Origin of the sequence: Oceanospirillum maris DSM 6286 (genome assembly GCF_000422865.1) — a bacterium.
GTDB lineage: Bacteria > Pseudomonadota > Gammaproteobacteria > Pseudomonadales > Halomonadaceae > Oceanospirillum > Oceanospirillum maris.
This window is the reverse complement of the sequence record NZ_AUGW01000003.1, coordinates 322,609-335,836: the sequence shown is the minus strand read 5'-3', so window position 1 is coordinate 335,836 and position 13,228 is coordinate 322,609. Positions and strand designations below refer to the sequence as shown.

Annotated in this window: 12 protein-coding genes; 7 read left to right on the top strand and 5 right to left on the bottom strand. The window is 47.7% G+C overall.

Features of this window, described 5'->3' with window-relative positions; all coding sequences use genetic code 11:
- A partial coding sequence (locus G517_RS0101450; protein WP_028302912.1) for an RNA-guided endonuclease InsQ/TnpB family protein occupies positions 1–648 on the top strand: 648 nt, incomplete at its 5' end.
- A gap of 156 nt (positions 649–804) precedes the next feature.
- Here the strand turns inward: G517_RS0101450 and G517_RS0101445 are convergent.
- Positions 805–1,983 (bottom strand): GNAT family N-acetyltransferase/peptidase C39 family protein, encoded by a 1,179-nt coding sequence (locus G517_RS0101445; protein ID WP_084632012.1) that lies wholly within the window; start codon positions 1,981–1,983, stop codon positions 805–807.
- The gene (locus G517_RS17335; RefSeq protein WP_051205837.1) at positions 1,984–3,093 is read right to left on the bottom strand and encodes a DUF2817 domain-containing protein; all 1,110 of its coding nucleotides are present in this window, start codon (positions 3,091–3,093) and stop codon (positions 1,984–1,986) included.
- Positions 3,094–3,463: 370 nt separating this feature from the next.
- On the opposite strand from G517_RS17335, the gene G517_RS0101430 reads away from it, so the two are divergent.
- The 3 genes from G517_RS0101430 (at position 3,464) to G517_RS20650 (ending at position 6,437) form a co-directional block, all read left to right on the top strand.
- Positions 3,464–4,930, top strand: coding sequence for a RimK family protein (locus G517_RS0101430; protein ID WP_028302909.1), 1,467 nt, complete (start codon positions 3,464–3,466; stop codon positions 4,928–4,930).
- Between the two features lie 98 nt (positions 4,931–5,028).
- A complete protein-coding gene (locus G517_RS0101425) occupies positions 5,029–5,916 on the top strand; it encodes an LEA/WHy family protein (protein ID WP_028302908.1) in 888 nt (295 codons plus the stop codon).
- 116 nt (positions 5,917–6,032) lie between these two features.
- On the top strand, positions 6,033–6,437 hold the full coding sequence (locus tag G517_RS20650) for a hypothetical protein (protein ID WP_157833124.1): 405 nt from the start codon (positions 6,033–6,035) through the stop codon (positions 6,435–6,437).
- 553 nt (positions 6,438–6,990) lie between these two features.
- Here the strand turns inward: G517_RS20650 and G517_RS0101415 are convergent.
- Positions 6,991–7,926 (bottom strand): carbon-nitrogen hydrolase, encoded by a 936-nt coding sequence (locus G517_RS0101415; RefSeq protein WP_028302906.1) that lies wholly within the window; start codon positions 7,924–7,926, stop codon positions 6,991–6,993.
- Positions 7,926–8,993 (bottom strand): agmatine deiminase family protein, encoded by a 1,068-nt coding sequence (locus G517_RS0101410; RefSeq protein WP_051205835.1) that lies wholly within the window; start codon positions 8,991–8,993, stop codon positions 7,926–7,928. Before G517_RS0101410 ends, G517_RS0101415 begins: the two co-directional genes overlap by 1 nt.
- A 434-nt stretch (positions 8,994–9,427) precedes the next feature.
- On the opposite strand from G517_RS0101410, the gene G517_RS0101405 reads away from it, so the two are divergent.
- Genes G517_RS0101405 through G517_RS17330 form a run of 3 tightly spaced genes read left to right on the top strand, consistent with a single transcriptional unit; the run spans position 9,428 to position 12,458 of the window.
- A complete protein-coding gene (locus G517_RS0101405; protein ID WP_028302904.1) occupies positions 9,428–10,669 on the top strand; it encodes a lipoprotein-releasing ABC transporter permease subunit in 1,242 nt (413 codons plus the stop codon).
- Entirely contained in the window at positions 10,662–11,426 is a 765-nt protein-coding gene (lolD, locus tag G517_RS0101400) for a lipoprotein-releasing ABC transporter ATP-binding protein LolD (RefSeq protein WP_051205833.1), read from the top strand. Before G517_RS0101405 ends, lolD begins: the two co-directional genes overlap by 8 nt.
- Entirely contained in the window at positions 11,427–12,458 is a 1,032-nt protein-coding gene (locus G517_RS17330) for a phospholipase A (RefSeq protein WP_051205831.1), read from the top strand.
- A gap of 56 nt (positions 12,459–12,514) precedes the next feature.
- Here the strand turns inward: G517_RS17330 and G517_RS17325 are convergent, their stop codons facing one another.
- Entirely contained in the window at positions 12,515–13,165 is a 651-nt protein-coding gene (locus tag G517_RS17325) for a DUF2062 domain-containing protein (RefSeq protein ID WP_084632011.1), read from the bottom strand.
- Positions 13,166–13,228: the final 63 nt, after the last annotated feature.

The window sequence follows — 13,228 nt, the reverse complement described above, 5'->3', positions numbered from 1 at the left end:
AAGTTCAGGGCAGGCTCGTTCAACGAGGATGCCCGAGGGCGCTGGTATTTCAACGTCGTGGTGGATGCCGAGTTGGAGCGCCCAAGCGGTCAAGAAAGTATCGGCATTGATCTGGGACTTAAAGATACCGCCACCTGTTCGGATGGTTCAAAGCTTGAAGCTGGCCGGTTCTATCGAAATCTGGAACCTAAGCTGGCCGTTGCCCAGCGAGCTAGAAAGAAAAAACGTGTGAAGGCAATTCACGCCAAAATTGCCAACCGGCGCAAAGATGCCCTGCACAAGTTTAGCCACGAGCTGGTGAATCGTTGCGGTGAAATCTACGTGGGCAATGTAAAATCTTCCTCATTAACCAAAACCAAGATGGCGAAGTCAGTATTAGATGCTGGCTGGCACATGCTAAAAACGATGCTGGACTATAAATGCGCTCACGCAGGCATTGTTTTTAAAGAGGTTAACGAGTCGTACACCACCCAAACCTGTTCGAACTGTGGTTCACGCCCAGATTCGAGGCCGAAGGGTATCGCAGGGCTTGGAATAAGAGAATGGACGTGCAGTGCGTGTGGTGTCACGCACGACCGCGATGTTAACGCGGCTAAGAATATTCTCGCGGTCGGGCATGGCCGTCTAGGAGTAGGAATCCCCCACTAGAGTCAGCTTGTCTGATTTAGTGGAGGGAGGATGTCAATCAGTTCGTCTATGCATAAGTGCTCGTTGAACACAAAGAACCCTGATCACCGATCAGGGTTTTTTTGCGATCAGTTTTTTTGGTTGCTCGTATTTAGCTTTGTCTTTAGCTTTATAGGCTTATAAGGTGAGCACCAAAGAGCAGTGCAGTTTGTTACGGCCATATCTGTTCATGGCGTTAAAGTCCTCTAAGGATACGGGGACGGCAATATTGTCCGTAGCGGTATGCAGTCGATCATCATCGGGCTCAGGATCACTTAAATACATATAAGCATCATCCGCCCGTACCAGCGTTACCCAATGGGGGATTTTGTTACGGTTAAAGCGCCATGTACTGATCAGGCTGATAATACTGGCACCAGCTTGCAAGTGCTGTTGTAGTTTATCGGTGCTCAACTCTTCGTGATGCAGTTGAATATCCGAGCGTTCGATCTCCTCTAAAAACCGCCGGTGTACCTGGGTCATAATCTGCTTTTTAGCATCATCCCGCACCGAGTCAATAAAAGGCGTTTGCTCTGTATTGACATATAACTCAACACTAAAGCCCCGGCGCCAAGCACTTAGGGCTAAACCGTGGGGGGAGCAACCTCCGTGACCTGAGAGCATAAAAATGGTGGTCGCTTCTCGCCAGATCTGTAACTCTTCATCAAGATTCATCGCTACCTGGCCATCCAGTGCCCGCATCGCCATTAATAGTGCAGATGGCCCACAGGTAAAGTCTGTATTCTGCCGATAATAAGGCAGGTTTTTCGGGGTTGCGGTTATGCTGCGTAGCAAGCGTTTTTCCATTCGTAACGCATGTTCACCATCTTCGTAATAGCTTTTAATCTGACCAAAGCGACGGTAGCTGCGCTTTTCATACAATTGGATCGCCGCTTGATTATCTTGGCGCACTTCTAGGCGCAGAAAAACCAGCTTGAGCTTTTCAGCCTCTTGTTCTAGGTGATCTAACAGTAAACCTGCCAGCCCTTGACCTTGGTAATCAGGATGTATGGCAAGAGAGTACAGGCGTGCCAAGCGAGTACCTCGCCGAAACAATAGCAGTCCATAGCCAATAATCGGTGCATTGGACTGGTTATTGGCTCGCAGTAACCAAAGTGATGAGCTTGGCGGTTCGGTTTTATCATTCGCCTGCGCGGTCAAAAAATGGCGGAAACTGCGACGAGACAAACGGTCGCTGCTAAAACACGCTTGCTCTAATGCGATTAAGGCATTGAGATCTTGGCTACAGGCCTTTGTCGGTACAATAGACGGGTGGTTCTTCTGTGTTGCCATTGTTATTGCCGAATCTTTAGCCATCTATTTTCGAACCTCTTTTAGCAGCTGATCGATACCGATACCGACCACTTGACGTAATCGAGCCGTAACTGCCGCTTGCCAATGAACATCATCAGGACAAAAGTGGCGCATTAGGGCAAGGCTGGCAGGGTGTTGCTCACCCAGATCACCACCCAGTGCGTTAAACATTCTTTGCTCTTCACATAAAACATCAAATAGCGCTTGAGTGCCGTAGGTTCCCATCTCATAGGTGAGAAAACAGCCACGGTCAGTCAACAAACGGTGAAAGTAATAATCCATTAATCCGGTTTTTGGCACCGAGCTTGATGTACCCAGCTCAGGGCGTGAGACCTGATCCCCAAACCATTGGGTCGCCCGAATATCACCGGCGCTACCAAAGGGGTGATCACTGATCAATTCACCATAACCATAGGGGCCAAGCCCAGTATGAAGGTCTAGCACCAGTACGCGTTTGGCGCGATTCAGGCTTAGTATATTTAGACCGCTGACTAGGGTCTGCTGGCTCCATGAGGGCTTTTGGCCGCCATAAAACAAGCTTGATGCCTCTTGGTATTGGCCGCCACTGACAGTCTGCTCATAGTGTCTATTGCCTAGGTGCTTCTGCCATTGATTTAGCGCGCGTGAACGCTCCCTTGCCGGTAGCATTAATGCCGCATGTAGGTCGTTAAAATCAGCATTGGTCGGTAAAAGTTGGCTGAAATCAACAAAATTCCGGTTCAGGTCGATATTGTTATGGTCGCCTCGCCGCTGCCATGCGTAACCCCAAGGGTTTAACGTATGAATGATGAGAGCAGAAAGTCCAGCCCTCTGTTGCAGCACATTCACAAGATCAGATAACAGCTGCCGCTGTAGACCAGAACCGGCGTAGCCTTCCACACCGTGAGTGCCTGAGATAATCACTAACACCGCTGGTGCTGAGTTCTCGCCGAGCCAGAGCCAGTCACTGCTTAAGGCCTCGCCTTGGGGGCCGGTCTCAGGGTGAGCAAAATGTAATAGTTGGCCAGGAAGGGTGTCTAGGGCTGTGCTGGCAAGACTACGAAAATGGCGGCGTGCTTCAGCAAAGGGCAGTACGAAGTCGTCGGCCACAACAGGTGTTTTTAACAGGGGCATGGGGCACGCCTCACACAAAACAATCGATCAATAAAGCGCCGTGGAAGCGATAGGCTATCAAGGCAGTACTGTGTATTGGGCGCTGCAACATAATCGGAAACACAAATAGAGGGACGCAACATTCTGTGTCTTCTGTCTAGGTGTTCAGCTGATGGATAATACGCCTGATATTTTTTCTCTGACAAGCTTTTTTTGATGCTTTATCACGAAATATTGAGCATCTATTTTTACGGCTATTTTTGCATAAAAATAGCTTGCTAAGCGGCAAGATTCAGGCGCAGAATCCGCAACACTGCAGCGGTCTTTTTGAGCCTCTTTCCTATGGACTAAAAAGCCCCTATGCATAGCCATTATTCTAGGAAGCCGTGCTATGTCTACTCTTTACGTCGTGGTTGAAAATAAAGACGATTGGAAACCCTATTACCCGAGTCAAGATGTCATCACTTTTGATGAGTATCTAGCGCTGCCCGTGAAAAAACGTGAGCGCACCCGCGTGATCAATCTTTGTCGACACTATAAGTACCTAAGTCGTGGTTACTACTGCTCTTTGCTGGCAGAAGCTCGCGGCCATACCGTGTTGCCTGCGGTGCAGTCGATCAATGACCTAGGGCGTAAAGCGCTTTACCTGATGCAGTTGGACGGCCTTGCTGAACTTGCTGATAAAAACAGCCAATTGCTAGAGGGCGATCACCTAACTCTTCGGGTGTTTTTTGGTCAAACCGAGCACAAAGCCCTAAAACCCCTCGCCAAGAATCTGTTTGAGCGCTTTCCTGCACCTGCACTAGAGTTGACATTAGTGCGACGTAAAGTATGGCAACTGGATAGTCTTCGCTTTCTATCGCTGAAAGACTTAAAGACAGAGACCGAGCAGCAGAATTTCGCCGAGGCTTTGGACCGTTTTAGCCGGAAAATGTGGCGCAAGGCTAAGCCGAAAAGAGGCGCACGTTTTGATCTAGCCATTTTGCATAATCCTGATGAAGCGATGCCGCCCAGTGATGCCGTGGCTTTAAATAATTTTATTAAAGCGGCAGAAAGCTTAGGTATTGATGCTGAGCTAATCACTAAAAAAGACTATATGCGCCTAGCTGAATTTGACGCGCTCTTTATCCGAGAAACCACCAATATTGATCATCACACCTATCGCTTTGCCAAAAAAGCTGAAAGTGAAGGTTTGGTCGTGATGGATGATCCAACGTCTATTTTGCGTTGTACCAACAAGGTCTTTTTATCAGACCTATTGACGGTCAATAAGGTGCCTGCACCTAAAACTCGTATTATCAGTAACCAGAGTAAAGCCGCGCTGGATAAGCTAGCGGACGAGATGGGTTTCCCCATGGTACTGAAAATTCCTGATGGTGCTTTTTCTAAAGGCATCGTTAAGGTGAGCGACCGTGGTGAACTAGCCGCTGGAGCTAAGCAGCTAAGCCAAAAATCTGCACTGTTGTTAGCGCAAGAATTTATGTACACCGACTTTGATTGGCGCATTGGCGTGCTGAACAACAAGCCTATCTTCGCCTGTCGTTACTACATGGTGAAAGATCACTGGCAGATCTATAACCACGGCGGTAGTGAAGTGGAGTCCGGCGGCTTTGATACTCTGCCGACTTACGAAGCGCCAAAAGCGGTGATCGACGCAGCGATAAAAGCCAGTCGATTGATTGGCGATGGCCTATACGGCATCGACCTAAAACAGTCTGGCGATAAAGCCTATGTTATTGAAGTGAATGACAACCCCAATGTAGATTCTGATGTTGAAGATGCTTGGCTTAAACAAGAGCTGTATCAAATTATTATGCAAGAATTCTTAAACCGGCTGGAAAAGCGCGTTAGCGAATGATGTATTAATAAATAACCCTACTTAATCAAGGCAAGCAGACTTAACTCAATTAGCCTGAATTATGGCATGATAGATCCACCACTATTGGAGGATGTTATATGTCGGCTGCTGCCTTGATTTCCACGGTTACATTTCGCGCGCTTAGAAAGCTATTATTTCTGGTGCTGGCATCCACTGTATTAGCGGGCTGCTCCTCGATTGCACCCTTAATGGAAAGTGCGCTAAAAGCACCGGAAGTCGTATCAGATAAGATTAAAGTCAGTAACATTGATTTTAATTATATTTATTTTGATGCGGATATCGAACTCTATAACCCTAATCTGATCGATATAAAACTCGCTGATTTTAACTACGATATTAATGTCGAAGGTGAAAAGCTGATTCAAGGTGACAGCAGTGGCTTAAATATCAAGCCCGCAGGCAAGGCTAATGTACATCTTCCCTTTAAAGTCAGCATTAGCAATCTAATCAATCTACTGCCGGATATGCTTAGTAAAGATGAGCTGGAATACCAATTCAGCACAGAGCTAACCCTGAACGGCCCCTTAGGGATGACATGGTCTAAACCCATTACCCTGACTCAAACGGTTCCTACCCCCAAACTACCTGAAATTAAGATGCCGAGCATAAGCCTCGACAGTATCGACCTAAAAGGTTTTCGACTTAACGTTGAACTACCGGTTAATAATCCTAATATCTTTGGTGTAAATCTAAACAAGCTACAGGGTGCGCTAGTTATTAATGGCTTAAAGCCATTTGATATTAAGATGGATCAAACAACCCCGCTGCCGAGCAATAGTGAAACCCGTATCGCAATTCCTGTTACCTTCTCATGGGATAACGCCAGCCGCTCCCTGTTATCTATTATTGAGCAAGGCAGTCTGCCGGATTTTCAACTTGAAGGTAGCTGGGAACTTAACCCTGATCTGCCGGGATTTGATGTACAGAAAACAGACTTTGTCTTCAAAGATGGTAAGATGATTTGATAAGCTAATGCTATAACTGCCACTACCTATCGTCTTTTTATGGGATAGCGGCAGTAAGTGATTATTTGAACAAGAGGTTGAGCAGGAGGTGACCTATCAAAAAGCTATGTATCTCATTGACTACCCTTTTTTTACTGAGTGCCAGCTACCTAGTTGAGGCCGCCGTTTGCGCCAATATGTCTGTATCCAGTAGTGGATCTCGCGTGGCCGCAGGGTCTTTCGATAACGTGTATGGGCCGTTTAAGATTTCCTGCTTGGGTGCGGTTTCTTTTAAATTCAAAGACCTTTCGGGTAATAACCCAAACAGTGTTATAGAGCATATTATTGAGCAACGACGCCAAGGTTTATGGGTACCGGTTTCTAAGAGTACAAGCCGTGGCGCAAGGAGCCTCAACCGCAACTTCTTCCCAAGGACAACAGGTCAATACCGCTACCGGATTAGAAATACCGGCTCCAGCATCATTCGTAACTGGAGTATGGAAGGACATATTCCCTTAAAAGGAATTCCAGGTGCTCGGTAGTGCGATTTTTTTTGGCTAGTCGCCATACCTTACTCTTTGGGTACCGTTTACGCGGTGATACATTAAGCTACCACGCGGAGCGTGGGAGCTAGTAAGTCCTTAAATCCGGCTGTAGATTTAATAGTCTCTCGCAAGGTCAAAGTAAGCTGGATTAGTTTGTTGTTTAAGCCCCCACCTTTAACGACAGGTATTCCAAGCTCGGGATACGATTGATTTGTGACTCGTTCCCACGCTCCGCGTGGGAATGCATAGACTCTGAGAGCTACCACGCAGAGCATGGGAGCTAGTCGGACAAACAAAAACGCCCCTTGGGTCACTCCAAGGGGCGTTTTTGTTGGCAGAGCCTAAACCCGATAGGTTATGACTCGTTCCCACGCTCCGCGTGGGAATGCATAGATTCTGTGAGCTACCACGCAGAGCGTGGGAGCTAGTCGGGTTTGGGGTTTTAAATCCCAGAGGTTAAGGCGTCAGATGCCGTTTGGTCAGATCCCCGTAGGCATCAATCCGGCGGTCGCGGCAGATACAGAGTGGCCAGATTGTCTGGCCACTCTGGTTAAGGCGTCAGGTGCCGTTTGGTCAGATCCCCGTAGGCATCAATCCGGCGGTCGCGGAAATACGGCCAGATACGGCGGGTGTCTTCGGTGCGCTGTTTGTCGAGGGTGGCGACGAGTACGCAGGCATCTTCTTCGGCGTGTTGCAGTAGTTCACCCTGTGGGCCTGCGATAAAGCTGCCGCCCCAGAACTGAATACCTTCACTTTGACCGCTTGGGTCGGTTTCGTGGCCGACACGGTTGGCGGCGATGACTGGCAGGCCGTTGGCGACGGCATGGGCGCGCTGGATCAGCGTCCAAGCATCTTGTTGGCGGGTTTGTTCCGCGGCATCATCCCGTGGATCCCAGCCGATAGCGGTGGGGTAGAGCAGAATCTCAGCACCGGCCATCGCCATCAGGCGGGCGGCTTCGGGATACCACTGATCCCAGCAGATCAGAACCCCTAGTTTACCTACGCTGGTTTCAATGGGGCTGAAACCTGAGCGGCCATCATTAAAGGTGGCATCCCCTGGTGTGAAATAGAATTTCTCATAGAAGCCGGGATCATCGGGAATATGCATTTTGCGATACGTGCCCGCCAGTGAACCATCTTTATCGAATACCACGGCAGTATTGTGATAAAGCCCCGGAGCCCGCTTTTCGAAAATAGAGCCAACAATCACCATGTTGAGTTCATCGGCCAGTGCGGATAAACGCTGACTGGTTGGGCCGTTGATCGATTCCGCCAGATCAAACAGGCTGGTATCTTCAGTCTGACAAAAATATTGGGTGGCGTGTAGCTCTTGTAGTAGCGCCAGTTCGCAGCCTTCTGCAGCCAGTTCACGCAATCCTTGTTCACTGATCGACAGACTCTTGGCCTTATCGTTAAAGGCATGTTGCTGCACCAGACCGACTTTTAAGGAGGTGCTGCGTTTTGATGTGTCTGTTGGGTTGGCCATTAGGCAAGAACTCCTTCAGGTAGCTGCATCGTTAGGCAGTGCAGGCTGCCGTACTGCTCAACAATCGGGCGGCAGTTGATGGCGATAATTTTATGGTTTGGGAAAGCAATTTTTATTTGCTGAATGGCTTGCTGATCCAGTTGTTCATTACCGTAAATGGGTAGCAGTACCGCGCCGTTAATAATCAGGAAATTAGCATAAGTGGCGGGCAGGCGGTGGCCCTCTTCGCTAAAGCAAGGCTCGGCCATCGGCAGAGGTACCAGCTTATAGGCTTGGCCCTGATAATCGGTAAAGGCTTTTAGTTGATTTTCCATCGCTTTCAATGCGGGATAGTGCTCGTCACTTTCATCCGTACACTGAACATAGGCGATAGTGTGTGGGTCACAGAAGCGTGCCAAGGTATCCACATGGCTATCGGTGTCGTCGCCTGCCAGATAGCCGTAATCGAGCCATAGGGTGCGTTTTAGGCCAAACTTTTCCGATAGCAGCGCTTCGATGGCCGCTTTATCCATAGACGGGTTACGGGTTGACGCTAGTAAGCACTCGCTAGTGGTTAATAGCGTGCCGTGGCCGTCTGATTCAATACTGCCACCTTCCAGCACCAGATCGACGGTTTCCATTGGGCAGGCAAAGGCATTTTCTGTAGCAAGCTTGCCATTCAGTGCGGTATCCAGTTTAGCATCAAACTTATTACCCCAGCCGTTAAAGGTAAAGTCTAGCAATAGAGGTTTATCATTATGGGTGACTGTAATCGGGCCATGATCCCGCGCCCAAGTATCATTGCTCTGTTGGATGAAGATGCTCAGTTGTTGGCTTAGATTTTTCCCCGCAAAATGGCTGAGAATAGCCTGCTTTTTCGCCTCATTGGAGACCGTGATTAGTACTTTTTCATGATGGGCGATCGCTTCAGCAATCTGTAGGAAAACGGGCTCAACCTGAGTCAAAAAGGGCGCCCAGTCGCTATTAGGGTGGGGCCACGTCAGCATAACACCGCTTTGAGGTGCCCACTCTGGCAGCAGATGGGGATCGGCTGTATTGGTTTCTGTCTTAACTGAAGCGGTACTCATCGGTGGTGATACCTTTATAAATAAGGGAATGCGAAAGTAGAGATAAGGGAATGCAAAAGAGCGTTTTGTCTGGTGCTGGGCTAGAATCGAAAACGATCAAAATAACCTGTGACTAGAAACTTGCCTGATATTAAGGAGTCTGATCGATCCGGTGACGCACTTTTAACCTCATTTTGGGCAGGAATTTAGCAGAGTATCTGGCTTTGTCCAGTGCTATTTCCTTTGTTGATTAAACGATCGTAATAACGCTATAAAAAAGTAGTAACAAGGTGATGAAAAAATAGCAAAATTAGCCCAATGCCGTGGCTTTGACGTATGATAAGCCCAAGAAAAAACAGCCTGTTAGCGAGAAGATGGCCGTTATCAGATCTTCTTTATATGAATGCTGGCATAGCTTCAATATTTTGCCAGAGTCACAGCCAGAGTCGGACAAAATGTTAGATAAGATTCCTTTTTTTATCGGTTTACGCTATACCCGCGCTAAACGGCGCAATCACTTTATCTCTTTTATCTCTCTAACCTCAATGCTGGGTTTAACCTTGGGCGTTGCGGTACTGATTCTTGTGTTGTCGGTGATGAACGGCTTTGACCGTGAACTGCGCCAGCGCATTCTGGGAATGGTGCCCCATGCGACCATTAGTTCTCAGAACGGCTTTCAAAACTGGCCTGAAGTGGCGGCTAAGCTTGAGAAAAATGTGAAGATTGAGGCCGCAGTACCTTATGTGAAAGCTCAAGGTATGTTCACCCATAAAGGCTATGTCCGTGGTGCTTTGATCAATGGCGTGATGCCAGAGATGGAAGGTCGTGTGTCTATTATTAATGAACATATGACCGCCGGTACGCTTGACGATTTACGCCCTGGTGAATTTGGGGTGATTTTGGGCGATCTGCTGGCGCGTTTTATTGGTGTAGGTGTGGGGGATAAGGTCACACTGATGATTCCAGAAGCCTCTATTACTCCGGCTGGCGTTTTCCCGCGTATGAAACGCTTTACCGTGGTTGGGCTTTTTAGTGTTGGCGCAGATCTGGATAGCAGCTTAGCGGTGGCTCATATTAAAGATATGCAGACGTTGATGCGCTTAGGTGATGATATTCATGGCTTGCGTTTACAGTTAGATGATCTGTTTGATGCCCGAAAAGTCGTTTGGGATGAGTTGCAAAACCTTCCTGCGAATATGCGAGGCAGCGACTGGACACGAACCCACGGTAACCTGTTTCAGGCGATTCAGATGGAAAAGCGCATGATTGGCCTGCTATTGATGATTGTGATCGCGGTGGCTGCCTTCAATATTGTTTCAACCTTGGTGATGGTTGTCACCGATAAGCAAGGTGATATTGCTATTTTAAGAACTCTTGGTGCCACCCCAGCCACCATTATGGGGATTTTTATGGTGCAGGGTGTTGTGATTGGGCTAACCGGTACATTGATAGGCACGGGGCTTGGTATTATCGCTGCATTGAATGTGAGTGACTTTGTCGCTTGGGTTGAGCAGCTATTCGGCATCCAGTTTTTAGACAGTGCGGTTTATTTTATTAGCTACCTACCATCGGAGTTACGTTGGGATGATGTGGCGGTGATTACCGGTTCTGCTTTTGTGATGAGCTTTCTTTCAACTCTTTACCCTGCGTGGCGCGCGTCTCGCATTCAACCGGCGGAGGCTCTGCGCTATGAGTAATATATCTGGACAGTCCACTATAAAATCGGCTACTTCCGTATCATCAAAAAGCGCTGTTTTAGAATGCACGGATTTGACGATGGAATATATCAACGGCCCAGAGAAGGTCCAGGTCCTCAGTCAGTTAAATTTTCGGGCTTTCCGCGGTGAGCGCATTGCTATTGTCGGTAGCTCCGGTTCGGGTAAAACCACGTTATTGCACCTGCTGGGAGGCTTGGATACTCCAACTTCTGGCGATGTGGTTATTGATGGTAAGGCACTGGCAAAACTTTCTGATGCGGAGCTGGGGTTGTTTCGTAATCGCAGCTTGGGTTTTGTTTATCAGTTGCACCATCTTTTGCCAGAATTTACTGCGTTGGAGAATGTGCTGATGCCGCTGCTGATTCGGGGTGAAAAACGCAAAGTGATTACCCCGCGCGCGTTGGCTCTGCTGGAGCGTGTGGGTCTTGGTCATCGGGTTGATCATAAGCCGTCAGAGTTATCCGGCGGTGAACGTCAGCGAGTCGCCATCGCAAGGGCTTTGGTTGCAGAGCCTGCCTGTGTCTTGCTGGATGAACCTACGGGTAATCTTGATCCTAATACGGCAGAGTCGGTGAATCAGTTGATGCTGGATATTGGTCGAGAGCATCAAACCTGCTTTATCACCGTCACCCATGATATGGCGTTGGCGCAGCGTATGGATCGGATTTTACGTTTGGATCAAGGGCAGTTGGTCGAGCAGTCAATTTATGTGAATGCGGTTGAGAAAGAGGGTTAAATGTTGCCTATTCCTTTGAAATCATATTTTTTGATGACAGGCATAACGGTAGGTCTTTTAGGGGCGGCTTTATCTCAGGCTGCTGAGGAAGGCGCTTGGTCATTGCCTCCGTCTCAACCTCAATCTTCGGTTCAGCCTCAAGTTCAAGATGTACAGCTTTTGGCTCGCTCGGAACCTGAGACAGAGCCAGCAGAAAAAAGCTTAGCCGAGAGAATGGAAGATACGGCAAAAACGGTCTTTGGTACGCCAACAGCCTTAAGACAACGTGCTACCCGTGAGATTAAATTAGCACAGAATCCGTTGGCTTTTTTACCCTATAAAGCTAATTACTTTTTACCGGTGAGCTATTACAGTGGTTATTCTAAGTCGGTTGGTTATCGGGATTCTGAATACGGGCCGGTAGAAACCCAGTTTCAAATCAGTCTTAAGTTCCCCTTGGGTTCTCAGTTTTTCTTTGAAGACGATGGGCTAATGATCGCCTATACACAGCAATCGCACTGGCAGTTGTATCAGGAATCATCTCCCTTTCGCGAGACAACTTATGAGCCAGAGCTTATTTATGGCGTTAGCACAGAATACGATATCTTTGATGAATTAACCCTTGAAGGTATTTTATTGGGGCTTAATCATCAATCCAATGGACAAAGTGGTAGTTTCTCTCGAAGCTGGAACCGAGTGTTCGCCGAAGCGATATTTGCTAGTGGTGACTGGGGGATTGCTGTAAGGCGCTGGTTTAGAATCCCAGAGCAAGCAGAGGATGATGATAATCCTGATATTACAAAATTCGTTGGTTTAAGCGAAGTGGATATGGCCTATAGTAAAGCTAATCATGTGCTGACATTTAGAATGCGTAATCATCTTGATAGTGATTTTTCCCGAGGAAATATGCAGTTTAGCTGGAGTTTTCCTTTATCCGGTGAGCGTTATAAAGGTTATTTGCTGGTGAAAACAGGCTACGGAGATACCTTGGCTGATTATGACCATTACACCAATCGAATCGGTCTTGGCATCTCCATTAATGATGTTTTGTAGCCGTTTTGTAGTCTTAGCCTTGTTTTCTTCTGTTATTAAAAAACATGATGATGAGCTTATGGCTCATCGTCATGTTTTTTTGTGCGGCTGTCCTGTTGCGTTGCGCTAGTATCATCGGTATCGGCTGACTTGGTTGGATTCAGAACTTGGTCTGACTTTTCTGTAGCGATATCAACAATTTTCTGCAAGGGTTTGGGAATACGCAATTGACGCTTTTTCCAGCTTTTGCTGACCTGCCAGCGCCATAATAGGCGAATGCCGATATTGCTGAGAACACCCATAACAATACCGGTTACCACAGAGCCTAAATAAAGCGGTATCCAAGCATCATTAAGAAGTTGTCCCAACCATTCTAAGGTGAGTTCATCCGGCATGGGTTGAGCTTCGACCCCTAGTATCCACGCACCGACCAAATAGGTGCCGTAAAACATCACCGGCATAGTGACCGGATTTGTGATCCAGACAAGGCCGATAGAGATCGGAAGATTACAATGCAGTAACATCGCACCAGCAGCGGCAAGTACCATTTGAAACGGAACTGGGATAAAAGCACAAAAGATGCCGACCATAAAGGCTGTCGCAACAGAGCGGCGAGTAAGATGTAGTAAGCCTGGGTCTTCAAGAATTTTACCCAAAAAACGTAGAGACTTTTGTTGCTGTAACTTCTTGGGGTCGGGCATATATTTCTTGATGATACGTCTTGGCATGTTTAGGTTCACCTGTTGAGAGCGGATCATTATCCACATATTTGACCTTGTCTCTAGTGTCAA

What these genes read in the sequence shown, in the direction of transcription:
- lolD (WP_051205833.1), top strand. Translation starts at nt 10,662, where the DNA reads ATGAGTAATATATCTGGACAGTCCACTATAAAATCGGCTACTTCCGTA.
- G517_RS17335 (WP_051205837.1), bottom strand. Translation starts at nt 3,093, where the DNA reads ATGCCCCTGTTAAAAACACCTGTTGTGGCCGACGACTTCGTACTGCCC.
- G517_RS0101425 (WP_028302908.1), top strand. Translation starts at nt 5,029, where the DNA reads ATGTCGGCTGCTGCCTTGATTTCCACGGTTACATTTCGCGCGCTTAGA.
- G517_RS0101445 (WP_084632012.1), bottom strand. Translation starts at nt 1,983, where the DNA reads ATGGCTAAAGATTCGGCAATAACAATGGCAACACAGAAGAACCACCCG.
- G517_RS0101410 (WP_051205835.1), bottom strand. Translation starts at nt 8,993, where the DNA reads ATGAGTACCGCTTCAGTTAAGACAGAAACCAATACAGCCGATCCCCAT.
- G517_RS0101415 (WP_028302906.1), bottom strand. Translation starts at nt 7,926, where the DNA reads ATGGCCAACCCAACAGACACATCAAAACGCAGCACCTCCTTAAAAGTC.
- G517_RS0101430 (WP_028302909.1), top strand. Translation starts at nt 3,464, where the DNA reads ATGTCTACTCTTTACGTCGTGGTTGAAAATAAAGACGATTGGAAACCC.
- G517_RS0101405 (WP_028302904.1), top strand. Translation starts at nt 9,428, where the DNA reads ATGTTAGATAAGATTCCTTTTTTTATCGGTTTACGCTATACCCGCGCT.
- G517_RS17325 (WP_084632011.1), bottom strand. Translation starts at nt 13,165, where the DNA reads ATGCCAAGACGTATCATCAAGAAATATATGCCCGACCCCAAGAAGTTA.
- G517_RS17330 (WP_051205831.1), top strand. Translation starts at nt 11,427, where the DNA reads ATGTTGCCTATTCCTTTGAAATCATATTTTTTGATGACAGGCATAACG.